This is a genomic window from Streptomyces sp. NPDC057617 (genome assembly GCF_042800555.1).
Taxonomy (GTDB): domain Bacteria; phylum Actinomycetota; class Actinomycetes; order Streptomycetales; family Streptomycetaceae; genus Streptomyces.
In genome coordinates this window covers 100,179-115,710 of sequence record NZ_JBHVGV010000004.1, presented here as the reverse complement: position 1 = coordinate 115,710, position 15,532 = coordinate 100,179, and the positions used below count along the sequence as shown (strand labels likewise).

Here is a 15,532-nt window from a genome sequence, read left to right as displayed (position 1 = left end):
GGGGCCCTTCCCGTTGCCTGTGTCGCGCCGTTGCCTGTGTCGCGGCGCCGAGGATTCAGGGGGTTCGGGGTGGGGTGGCGGACGGGGGCGTTGAGGAGTTGATGGCTACTCGGCGGGCGTAGCGGGTGTGGGGGTAGTAGTCCCACGTCGCGTGGTGCTGGACGCAGCGGTTGTCCCAGAGGACCAGGGTGTTGGGGGTCCAGCGGACGCGGCAGTGGAGTAGGGGGGTCGTGGCGATGTGGTCGTACAGGGTCTTGAGGATCGCGTCGCTCTCGCTGCGGGAGAGCTGGGGGATGTGCGAGGTGTAGGCGCCGTTGACGTACAGGAGTTGGCGGCCGGTGTCGGGGTGCCGGACCACTATCGGATGTTCGGTCTTCGGGATGTCCAGCCCGGGCGGCGGGGTGTGGCCGCGCCAGGCGAGGAGGCCGTCGTGGATGGCGGTGAGGCCGTCCAGGAAGGTCCTCATGGGCGGGGAGAGCATTTCGTACGCCAGGTGCATATTGGCGAACAGGGTGTCGCCGCCGCTGCCGATCTCCGGGGTGCGGGTGACGTACAGCATGGAACCGAGGGACGGCAGGGCGTCGGCTGTGCCGTCGGCGTGCCAGCCGTTGCCGGCCACGACCCGCGAGTTCTTGTTCGCGCTGACTTCCAGGATGTACGGGTCGGAGTCCGGCGGGGGCGGGGTCACGGGGTGCAGTTCGCCGAAGAGCCGGGCGAAGCGTTTGTGGTCCTCGTCGGTCAGGTCCTGGTCGCGGAAGACCAGCACATGGTGGGTCAGGAACGCGCGCCGGACGTCGTCCGTCTCGGCCGGGGTCAGCTCCTTCGACAGGTCCAGGTCGAACACCTCCGCGCCGAGCAGCGGGGTCAGCGGTTCGACCACAATGCTGTCGTAGACCTCCTGCGGCCTGGTGGTGACGCGTTCGATGGCGTCCAAAGCGAACGGTTCCATGGTGTCGAGATGTCCTCTCGGATGGGCGGGGCGACGGGGCGCTGGGGTGTACGGGGCGGCGTTGGGGGTACGGGGCGGGCGTTCCGTGCGGGGGCGGAAGCGGGGCCGGGGCGGGGCGGGGTAGCGGCGGTAGCGGGAGTCGTGGCGGTGGTGATCGCGGAACGGCGGTGGGTCGGTCGGTGGTCCGGCGCGGGTCAGTCGGTGGCGGGGGACTGCCGGGGCGCCGCCGCGTTGATGGCGTCGGCCACATCCTTGACGTACGGCGGCTGCACCAGGCCGTAGTGCGTGGTGTCCACGACATGCCCCTCCACGGGCTCGGGCAGGTGGGTACGCCAGGCTCTGAGCTGGGCCTCCGGCGGTTCGGGGGTGGGCAGGCCGGGTACGGAACGGGCCGCGAGCCACAGGGTGCTGGGGGTACGGGTCAGCCGGGGCGGGCGGTGGTCGCGCATGCTGGTCAGATTGGTCTGGCAGCACTGGGCGAGGCGGTTGGCGTACGTCTGCGGCCCCTCGCCCAGCGGATCGCCGGAGGCGTTCTGGTTCAGCTCGCGTGCGAATACCTCCTGGAGCTGGCGCTCGTCGTAGCCGCCGAGCCGCGGTCCCGCGTCAGGGGGTGGCGGGTCGAGCAGGTACAGCGCGTCCGCCGGCCACCCGGCGGCCTCCGCCTCGGCCGCCATCGCCTGCGCGACCCACGCGCCGAAGGACCAGCCCGCGAGGCGCCAGCGCCAGGTCCCGTGCGGGAAGCGTGCTTGGAGGGCGGCGTGGTACTGGCGGGCGCGTTCGGCGAGTGTCCAGGGTGAGGGGTCGGCGTGATGGGCGCCAGGGCGGCCGGTGTCGCGGAGACCCGGGTGGCCGAGCCCCGGGTGGTTGGGGCCCAGGCGGCTGGTGTCGCCGAGCCCCGGGTGGCCGGGGCCGGGGTGACGGGGGTCGGAGTGGCCGGGGTCAGGGCGGCGGTCGGCGTCGGAGTGCCGTAGCGCCGGATCGGCTATCAGGCAGACGGTCGGGCCGGGGTCGAGGGCCGAGACGAGCGCCCGGTACGCCTGGATGTCGCCGCCGACGGGGTGGACCAGGCACACGAGATCGTGTCCCGTGCCGGTTTGCCAGATGTCCAGGGGCACCGGGTCGGCTTCGCCGGAGTTGACCTCCGGTTCTTGCTCCAGCCGGCTCAGCACCTCGTTCAGGCTGACCTGGTGGCTGAGTTCGAACAGCTCCAGATCGACCCCGTACAGCCGTTTGACCTCGGAGATCAGATCCAGCAGGGTCAGCGAGTCCGCGCCCAGGTCGTACAGGGAGGCGGCCGGGTCGAGTTCGTCGACGCCCAGGCGGCGGCGCAGGCTGTCCGCCAACTGGTCGGCGGGCGAGGCGGTTTCGCGTACGGACTCGGTGGCTGCCGTAGCCGGGGGCTCGTAGAAAACGTGCGCCTCGTCCACGGAGACCGTCGAGACCATGAGCTGCGGCAACTGGAGCCGCAGAGCCCGCGCGTACAGACGCCGGCCCTCCTCCGTACTCAGCCCGGTGGAGAGGTGCGCCCGGTGGCGTGCGTCCGTACGCAGGGCGCCGCCCGCCATACCGACCTCCCGCCAGACGTCCCAGTCGATGCCGATACGGACGGTGCTCTCGTCCGGGCCGGCCTGGTGGCGCGCGAAGCCGTCGAGGAGGCCGGCGGCGGCCGCGTAGTCGAACTGCCCGACGCCGCCGAACAGTACGGACATCGATGAGCAGTACACCGCGTACGCCGGACTGTGGCCGGCGATCAGCCGCTCGACGAGCAGGGCACCGCGTACCTTCGCCGCCATCGCCTGGCGCATGGCGCCGGGTTCGCGCCTCAGGATCAGGCTGCCGGCCGCCGTACCCGCCGCGTGTACGACGCTTTCGAGTCGGCCGAGGTACGGGGCGACGCGGGCAAGGATCGAGTCGAGCGCGTCCTGTGCCAGGTCGGCTTCGATCAGTGTGACGCGGTCGGCCCACTGGGTCAGTTGGGACGGAAGGTACGGTCGGCGCGCCAGCAGGACGACGTCGGAAGCGGTCTGTTCGAGGAGGAGGGCCGCGATGGCGGTGCCGATGCCGCCTGTGCCGCCGAGGATGAGGTGGGTGGCGCGGGCTGAATGGGCCGGCTGGGCCGGCTGGGCCGGCTGGGCTGCCGGGTCTCGCTGGACTTCCGGCGCCGACACGGGGTCTGCTGCCGGGCCGGCTACGGGCTGGACGGTCTGGTGCCACCAGTAGTTCTGGCGCAGCGCGAGCCGGTGGGGGAGGGCGGTGCCGTCCTCTGCGAGGAGCGCTGCGAGCGGAGGCGCCCAGGTGGCGGGGGCTGGGGCGGAATTGGCCGTGGCAGGGGCGGTCGGATCGAGGGCCGTCGGACCGAAGGCCGTCGGATCGGAGGCCGTCGGACCGGGGCTCGGCAGGTCCAGCCAGTGGCTTTCCGCGCCGGTCTCCTGGCGTGCCACCTCGCCCACACCGGCCAGCAGGCCCAGTGCGGGGCGCTGTACGAAACCGACGACCGGCTGCGCGCCGTACGAGAGCCACCACAGGCGGGGCCTCGGCAGCAGCTCAGGCGTTTCCGCGATCGCCCGGAGCAGGGCGGCGGGGGTGTCGAGGCAGGCCCATTGGGCGCGGGCGAGTGTGTCCTCGTCGGCCTCTCCGTCCACCGCCAGGGGGAGGGCGTGCAGCCAGTCGATACCGGACGGCGGTGCGTCGGAGCTGGTCAGGGCGGTGAGGAGGAGGCGGAGCGAGGCGGGGTCGGCCGGGTCCACCTCGTATGCGTCGTCCGCGAGCCGGGCGAAGCGGTCGGCGGCGCTGACGCGGATCACTCGGGCGTGGGTCCGCTCGAAGGGCTGCCAGGCGGCTGAGGGGGATGGGCCGACAGTGAGTGTGACGAGGGTACGGGCCGGGGGCGGGGTACGGTCCGGAGTACGGGAGGTCGCGCGGCGGAGCCGTACCCAGTGCGGCTGGTGCAGCCACTTGTCCTCGGGCAGCCGCTGCGGTGTCGTCGCGTCAGGTAGCCGCTGCGGTGTTGTCGCGTCGGGTACCCGGTTCGGGGCGGCGCGTGGGAAGTCGTAGTCGGCCAGTTCGAATGCGGGCGGCGGGAAGTCCCAGGGCGCCTGCGCGGTCCCGGCGGGCCAGCGGACCGTACGGCCGGATGCCCAGGCCACGGCGAGTTCGCGGGCGGTACGGCCTGCGGTGGCGAGGCCGGGTTCATGCGGCGCGGGCTGTTCGGTCCGCCCGTTGGGTACGGTCGTGACGCCCCCGGCGACCGTCCGCAGCCAGGCCACCGCGGCGCCGGCATCCGCGCACTCCGCGGCGGCCCGCCAACGATGCGGGGGGCGCCCGGCCTGAAGATGCCGCAACACCTGCGCGTAGGCCTCGGGCCGGGCGGCCAGGTAGTCGGCGATCCGGTCGGCGTCGGCGCGCAGCCCCGCGGGGCTGCTGCTGGAGAGCACGAGGCAGGGGATGGCGCCGGGAGCGCCAAGGCCGCTGTGGTCACCGGGTTCGCCGACATCGGCTTCGGAGCTGCTGAAGCCGCCAGGGACACCGGAGTTGTCGGGGTTGGCGGAGCCGCTGCGGTCATCCGGTCTGCCGGCGCCTGGACGGGCGGCCGGGCCCTCGGAGCCGTACCGGTTGCCGGCGCTTGCGCCATGCGTGCCTCGGCCGACACGGCCGGCGCCACCCGCGCCCGCACCCACCGCCTCCAGAATCACATGCGCGTTTGTGCCGCCGATTCCGAAGCTGCTTACCGCCGCCACCCGTTCGCGGTCCGCTGGCCATGGCTGCGACCGCTCCGGGATGTAGAACGGCGTTGCGTCCTCGCCGATCTGAGGATTCAGGCGGCGGAAACCCAAAGCCGGGGGGATCTGGGCGTGGTGGAGGGAGAGGGTGGCCCGTACCAGGCCGATGACTCCCGCTGCCGCGCCGAGGTGGCCCAGTTGGCTCTTGACCGAGGACAGGGCGCAGCGGGCGGCGGGGCCGGTGGTGGCGAAGGCCTGGCGGAGGGCGGCGAACTCGACCGGGTCGCCCAGGCGGGTGGCGGTGCCGTGGGCCTCGACGTACCCGACCTCGGAGCCCGTACGGCCGCTGCGCCGCAGTGCGGAGCGGATCACCTCGCGCTGGCCGGCCAGCGAGGGGGCGCTGTAACCGAGCTTGTTGGCGCCGTCGTTGTTGAGGGCGGAGCCGGTGACGACCGCGTACACCGTGTCCCCGTCGCGTTCGGCCAGCCGTAGCGGCTTCAACGCCACCACGCCCACCCCGCTCGCCCCGATCGTGCCCTCGGCGTCGTCGCTGAACGGGCGGCAGTGTCCGTCCGGGGAGAAGATGTGCTGCGGGCGGTAGCGGTAGCCCTCGCTCAGATCGGTGTCGACGAGCACACCGCCGGCCAGCATCACATCGGCGTCCCCCTGCCGCAGCAGACCTGCCGCCACATGCACGGCCACCAGCGAACTCGCGCAGGCCGCCTGCACAGTGAACGCCGGTCCTGTCAGACCGAGGTGGTAGGCCGCCTTGGTGGCGAGGAAGTCCTTGTCGTGGTGGAGCGCGAGTTGGAAGTCGTCCGGCAGATCGGCGGGGTCGGCCTCACGGAGCATGGTTCGGTAGTACGTGTTCTCGCCGCAGCTCGCGACCAGGCCGACGCGCGCGACACGCTCGCCGTCCCCTTCCCTGTCCCCTTCCGGGGTGGCGATACCCGCGTGGGCCAGCGCCTCGACACAGCTCATCAGCAGATGCCGCTGCTGCGGGTCCATCAGCCGGGCCTCGTGCGGGCTGATGCCGAAGCGTCCGGGGTCGAAGGACAGTAGACCGTCCATCTGGCTGCGGGCGCCCACGAGCCCCTCGGCGGCCTCGAAGTGTTCGATGCCGCTGCCGCCCGTCCGTACGAGGTCCCAGAAGGCGGCCAGGTCCGGGGCACCGGGGAGTCGTACGGCCATTCCCACGACGGCGATCGGCTCGTCCGGGGAACCCGTTGGACCCACAGAACCGCCGGCCGCTGAAACCGATTCCGTTTCCGAAACCGCTCCCGAAACCGCTCCCGAAACGGCTTCCGAAACCGAGACCGAAGTCGGATCCGAAACCGGATCCGAAGGCGCCGGCCCCTCCAGAAACCGTGCCAACCCCCTTACCGTCACATGCTCGAACAGATCGGCGATGGTGAACGCCACCCCCAGTTCCGTCGTACAGCGCAGATGAAAACGCATCAGGTCCAGGCTCGTCGCCCCCGCGTCGAAGAAGCGCTGCTCGGGCCCCACGCGCTTGCCCGTCACCGCCTCGAACAGCCCGGCCAGCCGCGCTTCCCCCGCCGACAGCACCGGCTCGTCCGGCCCGTACGCCTCCAACTCCTCGCCCGGCGCCGTCAGTACCGCCCTGCGGTCCATCTTGCCGCTCGGCGTGCGCGGGAGCGACCGTATGCGGCGAAAACGGTGTATCCGCACAAAAGATGGCAACAGCGGGGCGAGATGCTCCGCCATCTCCTGTGCCGTCGGGCCGGGATCGCGGCACTCCAGGCACGCCACGAGGTCCTCGCCGTCCCTGGTCACCACCGCATTGACGATCCGGGGGTGTTCGAGCAGGGCCGCCTCCACCTGGCCCAGTTCGAGCCGGTGGCCGCTCACCTTGATCTGCTCGTCGTCGCGGCCCATGTAGTGGAGCAGGCCCTGCCGGTCGAAGCTCGCGAGGTCGCCACTGCGGTAAAAGCGCACCACCCCCGGCACCACCCCCTGCTCCGGCCCGGACCCCGCCCCCGGCTGCCCCGTCCCCGCCCCCGGCAGCTCCACGAACCTCGTACGGTTCAGCTCCTCGTCGCCCAGGTAGCACGGCGCGACCATCGTCCCGCCGATCATCAACTGCCCCGTACGCCCCGGCGGTACCGCCTCACCCGCCTCGTCGACCACCCGCAGCCACGCCCCGCCCACCGGCCGGCCGATCGCCGGACGCGCCGGCCAGCGCGCCGGATCGCCCTCCAGGCACAGCCCGCTGACCACATGGGTCTCGGTCGGGCCGTAGTGGTTGAACAGCCGCGCCCCCGGCATCCCGGCGAACCACCGCCGGATCGCATCCGTGCATACGAGCTGCTCGCCCGCCGTGATCACCTCGCGCAGCCGCGAAGGATGGCGCCCCAGCCGGACACCGTGCTCGGCCAGGAGCTGAAGCGCCACGAAGGGCATGAAGAGGCGCTCGACACCAGCGGTTTCGAGCTGTTCCAGCAGCGCCGGGACATCGTGCCGCCAGCCGGGCCGCACCAGATGCAGATGCCCACCGCCGCACAAGGTCGTGAAGATCTCCTGGAACGAGACGTCGAAGGACAGCATCGAGAACTGCTGCGTCACCGCGCGCCCCGCCAGTCCGCCCGCCCCGGACTGCCACTCCAGCAGATTGCACAGGGTGCGGTCGGGTACGTCGACGCCCTTGGGCGTACCGGTCGATCCCGAGGTGAACAGGGTGTACAGCGGCCGTCGGCCCTCATGAAGCGGTCGCGGCGCGACGGGCGTAGGCGCGGACGGCACCACGGCCGCCAGCGTCACGGCGTACCGCGGCAGATCGTCCGAAGCGTCCGCAGCATCCGGAGCGTCGAGCACGTCCTCCCCGCCCGGTGGTACGAGAACACACAGCGGCCTTGCCTGGTCCAGGATCCGCCGCAGCAGGGCCGGCGGGTACGCGGGATCGAGCGGTACGGCGGTGAGGTTCAGCCGGGCCAGCGCCAGCAGTGCCACCACATGTTCCGGCGACGGCGGAAGGTGCAGCGCGACCCGCGCCGGGGAGCCATGGTCCACCCGGTACCGCGCGCCCAGAACCGCGGCCAACGCCTCGGCCTGGGCGTCGAGTTCCGCGTAACTCAGCGTCCGTCCCTCCGCCGTCACCGCCGGCGCGTCCGGGGTCCTGCGGACCTGCCGCGCGAACCCCTCGGCCACGGTCGTGAACGAGAGCGGTACGGAGGGGCCGCGCCCCGGATCGGCCAGGCCGCGCCGGTACGGGGCGATCAGCTCGGTGAGCGTGGCCGGGCGTCCCTCCGCCAGCCGGTCGATGCCCTGCCGGAAGAGCAGGGCCGCCGCCTCGGCCCCGGCACGGTCGAAGTGATCGTCGGCGTACTCCCACAGACAGTCGAAGCCGGACTCGTGCTCGACCACCGACAGGGTCAGCGGGCATTTGGCCTCGGCGGGTTCCGGCCACTCGGGACGGATCTCGCAGCCCGGCAGCGCCAGCGCACCGAACTCGGTGTTCTCCAGGACGAACAGGAAATCGAAAGGGGGCCCGTCCGTACGGAACCGATGGTCGGCCAGAACATCGGCGAGGACCACGTCCTGCCGGTCCAGCACCGCCCGCGCCTCGGCGCCCTGCCTGGCGAGCTGGGCCCTGAGATCCTCCCCCGGTCCCAGTTCCAGCGGCACCAGCGCGGTGTTGGCGAACATGCCGACCGACGACTCGAACTCGCGCAGCGGCCGGTTGGCCACCGGAGTGGCGATCAGCGGCCGGGCGTCGCCCGTCACCCCGTACAGACTCCACGCGAACACGCTCAGCAGGACCTGGAACCGGGTGAGGCCCAGCTCGGCGCCCAGCCGGTCGAGCGCGGTGCGGTGGTGCTGGCCGAGGGAGGTACGGAGCAGCCGGCCGGCGGGGCGGTCCGGCGGGCGGACGGGCCGTACGGGAAGCAGGGGCGGCGATACGGCAGGGCGGCCCGCGTAGTGCTCCTTGAGGGCGGTGCGCTGGTCGAGGTAGGGGCCGCGGCCGAGCCAGTCCGCCTGCCAGTCGGCGAAGTCCAGGGGGGTGGGTACGGTGTCGGCGTGCTCGGGCGGGCCGGACTCCTCGCCGTGCAGCGCGGCTCGGTAGTACGCCGAGAGGTCCTGGAACAGGACGGTCAGCGACCAGCCGTCGACGGCGATGTGGTGCAGATGCAGCAGGAGAATTCCGTTGCTGCCTTCTGGATCGGGCAGCCAGGAGGTTTGCAGCATCCGCGGTTCGGCCAGGTCGAAAGGCATATCGAAGAGGAAGCGCCCGGCGGAGCCACCCGGGCCGTCCGAGCTGCCCGGGCCGCCCGGCTCCGGCGCCGCCTCCGGCCTCGCGTCCCGGGGATCCGGTGCCGCGATCCACGGGTCGTACGGTTCGCCCACCTCCTGGCGCAGCCCCTCCGGCGTCGCCCGGAACGAGGTTCGCAGCGCGGGATGGCGCGCCACCAGGCGCCGGAGCGCCTCGCGCAGCGCCCCGGTGTCGAGGGCGCCGTGCAGCCGGAAGGCGAGCGGCACGTTGTACGCGCGCGAGCCCGGGTCCCGCTGCTGGAGCAGCCACAACCGCTGCTGTTCGGAGGTCGCCGGTGCCGACCGGGCCCCGGACGGCACCGGCGCGGCCGGATACCCGGCCCCCTGCGGACCCTGCCGCCGCCCCTCGGCGACCGCGGCGGCCAGAGCGGCGAAGTCGGCGCGCAGGACGAGCGCTTGCGGCAGGTCGCAGTCCCATCGGCGGCTCACCTCGTGGCGCAGCCGCAGCGCTTTGAGCGAGTCGCCGCCCTGCGGGATCCAGCGGTCGTCCGGACGCAGATCCGGTACGCCGAGAACGCCCGCGGCCAGATCGAGGACCTCACGCTGCCAGGCGGAGACCGGTTCGCCTTCGCCGGGGCGGTTGGCGAGTCGGCGCCATGGCTCGACCCCGCTCCGCAGAAGCGCGTCCTGGTCGACCTTGCCGTTGGCGTTCAGCGGCAGCGCATCGGTCAGATACATCCGGTGCGGCCGCATATAGACCGGCAGGCCGGCCGTCAGATGGCGGTCGAAGTCGTCGAACGACAGCTCGTGGCGCGGAACGAGATACGCCAGCAGCTCGTTCGCCCCGGCGGCGTCGCGGCGGGTGCAGACGTACGCCTGCCGCACCGCCGGGTGGGACAGGATGTGCCGCTCGATCTCGCCCGGCTCGATCCGGAAGCCGCGTACCTTGACCTGCCGGTCGGCCCGTCCGACGTACGTGATGAACCCGGCGTCGTCGCGGCGCACCAGATCGCCCGTGCGGTACCAGACCCGGTCGCCGTCCTCGTACCACGGCAGCCGGACGAAGCGGCGCGCGGTCTCCTCGGGCAGATTGCGGTAGCCGGCGGCCAGCCCCACCCCGGCCAGGTGCAGTTCGGCGACCTCGCCGGGCCCGGCCGCGCGTGTGCCGTCGACGACGAGCAGCGCCTCGGTGCCGGGCAGGGGTCCGCCGATCGGTACGACATCCGCGTCGAAGCCGCGCGGGATGGGATGGCAGAGGGCGAAGGTGGTCGATTCGGTGGGGCCGTAGACGTTGTGGAGGCGGGTGGTGCCGGCGGGGTTGTCGCGGTACCAGCGGCGGATCAGGGGCGCGTTGAGCTGCTCGCCGCCGATCAGGACCCGGTCGACGGTGGCGAAGCAGTCGGGCACCTCGTCGACCACCGCGTTGAAGAGGGCGGTGGTGACGAAGAGGGTGTCGACGCGCTCGCGCTCCAGCGCCGCCGCGAGCAGCCGCGGGGTCTGGACCTCGGCGTCACCGAGGATCACACAGCAGCCGCCGGTCAGCAGCGGCACCCAGACCTCGAAGCTGAGGGCGTCGAAGGCGGGGTTGGCGAGGCAGGCGTAACGGGCTCCGTCGGCCGGTGCCGTGCGGCCGGGCTGCGTGTAGCCGGGCCGGGCGAGCCGCAGAATGCCGGCGTCCAGGACCTCAACGCCCTTGGGCCGACCGGTGGTTCCGGAGGTGTAGAAGAGGAACGAACAGGCTGACGCGGCGCCGGGCTCGGACTGCGGCTGCTCGTACGGCACGGCCTGCTCGTACGGCTCGGGCGCCGGCTCCTCGTACCGTACGGCCTGCTCGTACGGCCCCGCCTGAGGCTGCTCGTACGGCCCGGGTCCCCGCTCCTCGTACCGTACGGCGTGCCCCTCCGCACCCGCCCCCAGCAGCGTATCCGCCGCCAGTGACAGCACAGTCGGCGCAAGTCCGCCGGGCGGTTCCGCGTCATGCACGAGCGCCACGCTCGCCGAGTCCTCCAGGATGTGGCGCTGCCGGGCGGGCGGGCTCTGTGCGTCGAGGGGTACGACCGTTGCCCCCGCCCGCAGGATGCCGAGCATCACGCACACCAGGGACCACGAACGCGGCAGGCACACCGCGACCGCCTGTCCTGGCCGTACCCCTTCGCTGCGCAGCGCATGGGCGACGGCCGCGCTGCGCCCGTCGAGTTCGGCGTAGTCGATCTGCCGGTCACCGTCCACGATCGCGGTGGCCGACGGTGTACGGCGCGCCTGCGCGAGGACCGACCCGGCGAGGCTCCGGGGAACGGCCCGGTCGGGAACCGCGGCAGCCCGGTCCATCACGCTTCCCGCCCCTCGAACCGTACGGCCGGCCGCTCATCGGCCGCAGCTCGCTCACCCACTGCGGCCCGCTCACCGGCCGCACCCCGCTCACCGGCCGCACCCCGCTCACCGGCCGCACCCCGCTCACCGGCCGCACCCCGCTCACCGACCTCAGCCCACTCATCGACCGCAACCGAAGAGGCCCCGGCCCGAGCCTCCGCCCGGACCCCCGCTCCCGCCCCCACCCGCCCCAGCTCCTTCTCGATCACCGCCGCCACGCGCACCGACTCGCCGCTCTCCAGCAGCTCCCAGTGGTCGCAGTCCGCCGGTTCCACAGCGAATCCCCCCTCGGCCCGCCGCCGCCAGAACTCCCGTACGGCGCCGTGGAACGGCTTGTCCTTGGCGCCCTCCACGGCCTGGACCAGCACCAGCCGGGCCGGTGAGGGCAGCGGCTGATGGTCGCGGGCGGTCATCCGGTTGTGGTTGTAGACGTGGAAGTAGCGCTCGATCTGCGCGTCGTCGATCCCGGGATACATGCCGTTGAACCGCACGAGCTTGTCGCGGAACTCGGCCATGTCCACCGGCGCGACCGCCGCGCGGTCGGCGGGATCGTCGCTGGCCTGTGTGTCGAGCAGGACCACGCTCACATCGTTTCTGCCGCCCAGCGCCAGCCGCCGCCCCATCTCATGGGCGACGAGCCCGCCGTACGAGAGGCCGGTGAGGACCAGCGGCCCGGCGGGCAGCGGTTCGATCAGCCGCAGATAGGCCTCCGCCATGGCGTCGACGGAGGGCAGGAACGCTTCGTCCGGGTTCAGTCCGGGGGACTGGATCCCGTACAGACCGAGGGACTCGGGCAGCGCCTTGGCCAGCGACAGATAGCAGAAGGCGGTGCCGCCGGCCGGATGGACGCACACCACCCGGCCCCGGCCCTCGCCCGCGCGGAACTCGATGAGGCTGCTCTCCGGGCGGTCCGGCGCACCGTGCCTGAGGAGCCCGCCGAGGGCCTCGATGGTCGGGTGCAGCAGGATGTCGCGTACGGCGAGCGGCGCGCCCAGGCTCTCGCGTACGGCATGGGCCATCTTGATCGCCGACAGGGACGTGCCGCCGAGGTCGAAGAAGCTGTCCCCTATACCTATGTCGGGATGCAGCAGGATGTCCCGCCATATCTGATAGAGCGTCAGCTCGATATGGTCGCGCGGGCTGGCCTGGTTGACCTGCGCGGGCCCCGCCGGTCCGTTGGCGCCGATACGCCGCAGCAGGGCCGCCCGGTCGAGTTTGCCGCTGTGCGTGAGGGGCAGGGAGGGCAGTTCGACGAAGGTGGCGGGGATCATGTAGTCCGGCAGGCGCTTGGCCAGAGCCGCACGCCACTCATGCGGCCCGCGCGGCCCGCGCGGTTCGGCGTCGCCATGGCCGATCCCCGCCACCAGGCGCGGCTGACCGGCCGGGTCGTGGTCGGCCAGCACCGCGGCCTCGCGGACCCCGGGCAGCGCCAGCAGCGCCGCCTCGATCTCGCCCGGCTCGATGCGGAAGCCCCGGAGCTTGATCTGGTCGTCGCTCCGGCCCGCGTACTCGGCGTTGCCGTCGGGCAGCCGACGCGCGAGGTCGCCCGTACGGTACATCCGCTCGCCCGGCACAAAAGGATTGGCGACGAACCGCTCTGCCGTCAGATCCGGCCGGTGCAGATACCCTCTGGCCAGGCTCGCGCCTCCCAGATAGACCTCGCCCGTCACCCCGGCCGGCACCGGCCGCAGCCGCTCGTCCAGCAGATAGAGCCGGGTCCCGTCCAGCGGCCGGCCGATCGGGCAGGGGCGGTCCAGGGGCTGGGGGGCGGTGTACGCGGTGCTGTAGAGGGTGGCCTCGGTGGGCCCGTACCCGTACCGGATCCGCAGACCGGGCAGCGCCCGGCACATCCGGTACAGCGCCGTCTCGGGCAGGCTCTCGACCCCGGTCAGCACCTGGCGCAGCGCCAGACCGCGCAGCCGTTCCTCCGGCGCTTCGTCGATCCACTTGATGTACGAGGGCGGCAGGAAGGCCTGGACGACACGGTGCTCGCGCAGCCAGCCCATCAGCGCCTCGGGGTCGCCGCGCAGCTCGTCGGGGACGAGATGGAGGGTGCCGCCGGTGGTGAGCGGCATGAGGATCTCGTGCACCGAGGCGTCGAAACCGATGCTCGACCAGGCCGAATGCGCCTCGCCGGGCTCGTCGCCCATCAGCGCGCGCCAGGAGTCGAAGAGGTTGAGGACGCTCGCGTGGGTCACGGCGACGCCCTTGGGGCGGCCGGTGGATCCGGAGGTGTGGATGACGTAGGCGAGGCGGGAGGGCGGGGTCGGGACGGCGGGGGAGTGGTCGGCCCGTCCCTCTTCTTCTACGGCGGTGAGTGCGTGCCAGCCCCTGGGCGTGTCCTCTGGTGAGGCGCCCGGAGCGGTGCCGGTGTCGGGAGCAGCGTCGGTGAGGACCAGGGCCGGGGCGGAGTCCTCGACGATGACCGCCAGCCGCTCGGCGGGCTGGCCGGGGTCGAGCGGCAGATAGGCGGCGCCCGCCTTGAGGATTCCCAGGATGCCGACGACGAGTTCGGGCGACCGCCCGGTGTGCAGCCCGACGACCTGATCGGGGCGGACTCCGCGGGCGATGAGGGCATGGGCGAGCCGGTTGGCGCGGCGGTCGAGAGCCGCGTAGTCGAGGTGCTGCTTGCCGGCGACGAGGGCGGCGGCAGCGGGACGGATGCGTACCTGCTCCTCGAACCGTTCGACGAGCCCGGGGCTTGGGGGCTGCGGTCGGGGCTCTTCGCTTTGCGGAGACGGCGATTCGCTTTCCTGTGACGGCGACGGCGACGGCGACGGCGAAAGCGACGGCCCGGGCTCGGCCAGCCCATTCCAGTCCGCCAGCAGCCACCGCCGCTCCTCCGCGTCCATCAGATCGAGGTCGTCGACCGGCCGGTCCGGATCCTCGGCCATCCCGGCCAGCACCTGCCGCAGATACCCCGCGTACCGCTCGGCCGTCCCGTGGTCGAACAGCGCGGTCGCGTAGTCGAGCTGGCCCTCGATCCGCCCGTCCGTCTCGCTCAGCGACAGCGCCAGATCGAACTTGGCCGCCGCGTGCGGGATGGCGAGCGGCTCGGCAGCGATGTCCGGAAGGTCCAGCAGGCCCTTCCTGTCCGGAACCCACGCGCACATCGTCTGGAAGACCGGCGTGTGCGCGGCGCTGCGCGGCGGGTTGACCAGTTCCACGACCCGCTCGAACGGCAGGTCCTGGTGGTCGAGTGCCCCTCGTACCACCCCGCGCACCCGCTTCAGCAGCGCGGCCGAGGACGGCGAACCGGACAGATCGACCCGCAGCGCCAGCGAGTTGACGAAGAAGCCGATGAGCTTGCGGACCTCGGGGCGGCGGCGGTTGGCCGCGGGGGTGCCGACAACGATGTCGGTACGGCCGGTCAGCCGCGACAGTACGACCGCCCACCCGGCCAGGACCGCAACGAACAGCGTCCCGCCCTGCCGCCGCGCCACACCCGCGAGCCGCGCGGTCAGCTCCTCGTCCAGCGAGAAACCCACCCGGCCCCCGCGGTGATCCTGCTCGGGCGGCCGGGGCCGGTCGGTCGGCAGCTCCAGCAGCGAGGGGACGCCGGCCAACTGCTCCTGCCAGTACGCCGCCTGCGCGGCGGGCGCCTCCCCGGCCGCCCGACGCCGCTGCTCGGCGGCGTACTCGGCGTACTGGAGGGGCAGCGGCGGCAGCGGATCACCGGTGCCCCGGGCCAGCGCGGTGTAGAGCGCGCCGAGTTCGCGCAGCATCACATCCATGGACTGGCCGTCGTAGACGCTGTGGTGCATGGTCAGCAGCAGGATGTGATGACCGGCGCCCAGTACGATCAGCCGCCCCCGCCCGAGCGGTCCCTCGGCGAGATCGAAGGGCGTGGTGAGTTCGGCGAGCCGCAGCTCGGCGATACGGTCCTCGGCGCGGCGCCCGACGAGATCCTCGGCGCGGCCCTCAACGTGCTCCCCGGCACCGGCCAGACCTGTCAAGTCATCGGTCTCCAGAGCGAATCCGGTGTCCGGCGGCCCGATGAGCTGGCGTACCTCGCCCTCCTCCGAAACCAGCCGGGTCCGCAGCGCCTCATGCCGCGCCACCAGCGCGTCCAGCGCCCGCGCCAGCGCCTCGCGGTCGAGCGGCCCGCGCAGCTCGAACGCCATGGCCTCGTTGTACGCCGTACTCGCCCCTGGCATCTGCGACAGAAACCAGAGCCGCTGCTGCTGGAAGGAGGTGACGGCCGACGCGTGGATGAGTTCTCTGGGCGACAAGCTGGCTCTCCTCGTCCGCGGGTGGCTCAGTG

At 72.6% G+C, this 15,532-nt stretch carries 3 protein-coding genes; all 3 read right to left on the bottom strand.

The features are described 5' to 3' along the window. Positions 1-55: 55 nt before the first annotated feature. Positions 56-949 carry a TauD/TfdA dioxygenase family protein gene (locus ACFU9P_RS12070; protein WP_384079136.1) on the bottom strand — a complete coding sequence of 298 codons (894 nt, stop codon included), beginning with the start codon at positions 947-949 and terminating at the stop codon, positions 56-58. Between the two features lie 194 nt (positions 950-1,143). Then, positions 1,144-11,226 (bottom strand): amino acid adenylation domain-containing protein, encoded by a 10,083-nt coding sequence (locus ACFU9P_RS12065; protein ID WP_384080020.1) that lies wholly within the window; start codon positions 11,224-11,226, stop codon positions 1,144-1,146. Then, positions 11,226-15,425 carry an amino acid adenylation domain-containing protein gene (locus ACFU9P_RS12060; protein WP_384080017.1) on the bottom strand — a complete coding sequence of 1,400 codons (4,200 nt, stop codon included), beginning with the start codon at positions 15,423-15,425 and terminating at the stop codon, positions 11,226-11,228. Before ACFU9P_RS12060 ends, ACFU9P_RS12065 begins: the two co-directional genes overlap by 1 nt. Positions 15,426-15,532 lie beyond the last annotated feature (107 nt).